Source organism: Actinokineospora xionganensis (genome assembly GCF_014323725.1).
Lineage (GTDB): Bacteria > Actinomycetota > Actinomycetes > Mycobacteriales > Pseudonocardiaceae > Actinokineospora > Actinokineospora xionganensis.
Map to the genome: position 1 here is coordinate 1 of NZ_JABVED010000049.1, position 2,544 is coordinate 2,544.

At 68.8% G+C, this 2,544-nt stretch carries 2 protein-coding genes; both read left to right on the forward strand.

Annotated features, from left to right (window positions below; all coding sequences use genetic code 11):
- Positions 1 to 131: 131 nt before the first annotated feature.
- A complete protein-coding gene (gene istA / locus GPZ80_RS31800) occupies positions 132 to 1,643 on the forward strand; it encodes an IS21 family transposase (protein ID WP_187224801.1) in 1,512 nt (503 codons plus the stop codon).
- A complete protein-coding gene (gene istB, locus GPZ80_RS31805) occupies positions 1,643 to 2,434 on the forward strand; it encodes an IS21-like element helper ATPase IstB (protein WP_187224802.1) in 792 nt (263 codons plus the stop codon). The genes istA and istB overlap by 1 nt, the downstream gene beginning before the upstream one ends.
- Positions 2,435 to 2,544: the final 110 nt, after the last annotated feature.

Here is a 2,544-nt window from a genome sequence, read left to right on the forward strand (position 1 = left end):
ATGACCGTGGCCAGTGAAGAATCCCCGTAGGCGGCCATTTACCGTCCCATAGGTGGCCGGCGATCTCCCCGCTGGTGGCCAGATATCTCCCCGGTGAGTAGTTCGGGATGCCGGTCGAGAAGAGTCGGCCGGTGAAGACGAGCAGGGAGATCATGGAAATCCTTGAGGCATACGACCTCACGGGCAGTTACCGCGCTGCGGCGGAGTTGGCCGGGTGTGATCACCACACGGTGGCCCGGTATGTGCTGTTGCGTGAGGCCGGGCAGAGCCCGGTGGCCCGGGAGCATCGGGCTCGTCCGATCGACGAGTACGTGGAGAAGATCGAAGAGTTGGTGGTCCGTTCGGGCGGACGGGTGCGGGCGGATGTGGTGCACCGGCGGATCACCGCGATGGGCTTCGCCGGTGGTGAGCGCACCACCCGCCGCGCGGTGGCGCAGGTGAAGGCGCGGTTCGCGGCGGGGCAGCGGCGGGTGTTCCGGCCGTGGATCACCGAGCCGGGGTTGTGGTTGCAGTGGGACTGGGGTGAGGGCCCGCGCATCGGCGGCAGGCGCACGAGTTTGTGGTGCGCGTGGTTGGCGTGGTCGAGGTTTCGGGTGGTGATTCCGGTATGGGACAAGACATTACCGACGATCGTGTCCTGTTTGGACACGACGCTGCGAAGGATCGGTGGAGTGCCGACGTATGCGTTGACAGACAACGAGAAGACGGTTTCGGTCGACCATGTCGCGCGGATCGCGGTGCGCAACCCGGAGATCGTCGAGGTCGGCCGCCACTACGGGATGACGATCCGCACCTGCGTCCCGGCTGACCCGCAGACCAAGGGCGGTTCGGAGGCCACGGTGCGTATCGCCAAGGCCGATCTGGTGCCCACGGCGGCGAACCTGCTGGAGAGCTACCGCCGGTTCGGCGAGTTGGAGGCCGCGTGTCGGGAGTTCTGCGAGCAGGTCAACGACCGGATCCACCGCGAGACCCGGCGCCGCCCGGTCGAAGCGCTGGCCGAGGAACGCACCAGGTTGCACCGGCTGCCGAGCGAGCCGTTCACGGTCGCGTTCGGCACCACCCGGCGGGTGAAGTGGGACAGCACGATCTCAGTGGAAGGGGTGCGTTACTCGGTGCCGCATCCCCTGGTCGACACCAGGGTTTGGGCCCGGTTCCACGGCGACGAGCTGATCGTGACCGCCGTCGGCGAGCACGGGCCGGCCGAGGTCGCCCGCCATGCCCGGTCGACGCCCGGGAGCCCGATGATCAGCGACGAGCACTACCCGCCCCGCGAGGACAAGTCCGGTGACCGGGTCCCGAAGGCGACCTCGGCGGAGGAGGCCGCGTTCCTCGCCCTCGGGCCCGGGGCGGCGTCGTGGCTGGTCGAGGCCGCCGCGGCCGGGGCTCGACGGATCCGGCCGAAGATTGCCGAGGCGGTCGCGCTGGCCAAGCTGCACCCGGCTGCCGAGGTCGACCAGGCCCTCGGGACGGCGGCGATCGCCGGTCGGTTCGCCGAGAACGACCTGATCCGCATCCTGGCCCACCAAGCCGGCCGCGAGCAGGCCGAACCGACCCGGGCCGGTGAGACACACAGCCTGCAACCAGGCACCTCGGCCTGGTCGAACTTCGGCCTCAGCAGCTCCGACGACGAAAGCGAGGCATGATGGCGACCCCGATCCGCACCGTCGCGGGCTCGGCCGGCGACCCGCTGGCCGAGGCGATCGAGCTGACCAAACGACTGAAACTGCCCTATATCCGCAGGTCACTGGTCGATCTGATCCCGACCGCGAAGGCCCAGCGGTGGGACCCGGCCGAGGTCGTGCGCGTGTTGCTCGCCGAGGAAGCCGCCGGACGTGACGCGGCGAACCTGCGCACCCGCCGCAAACGAGCCGCGTTCCCCGCCGGGAAGACCTTCGGCGACTGGGACGAACAAGCATCCACCATCCCGCGACCGACCCAGGACGCGCTCAAGACCCTGGAATGGGTGCAGCGCAAGGAAAATCTCTGCATCTGCGGCCCGTCCGGCACAGGCAAGAGCCACTTCTGCGAAGCGCTCGGCCAGGCCGCGGTCGAGGCCGGGATGACCGTCGCCTGGTTCACCATCGAGGACCTCGGCGTCCTGGTCCGCCGTCACCGGGCCGACGACTCCATCACCCGAGCCCTCGCCAGGCTGATCCGCACCGACCTGATCATCATCGACGACATCGGGCTGCTACCGGTCAGCCCCGATGCCGCCGAAGGCTTCTACCGCCTGGTCGACGCCGCCTACGAACGCCGGGCACTCGCCGTCAGCTCGAACCTGCACCCGTCCGGCTTCGACGAGATCATGCCCAAGACCCTGGCCACCGCCACCGTCGACCGGCTGCTGCATCACGCGCACATCGTGGTGACCCAGGGTGACAGCTTCCGGCTCGCTCAAGCCACCTCCGGCAAGGGCGTGATGCCATTGAACTGACAACCAGCCCACGGCGGGGAATTATCTGGCCGCCGCCGGGGAGAACCAGGTGGCCACCAGCGGGGACAACTGCTGGCCGCCTACGGGGAGAACGAACTGGCCATTGACAC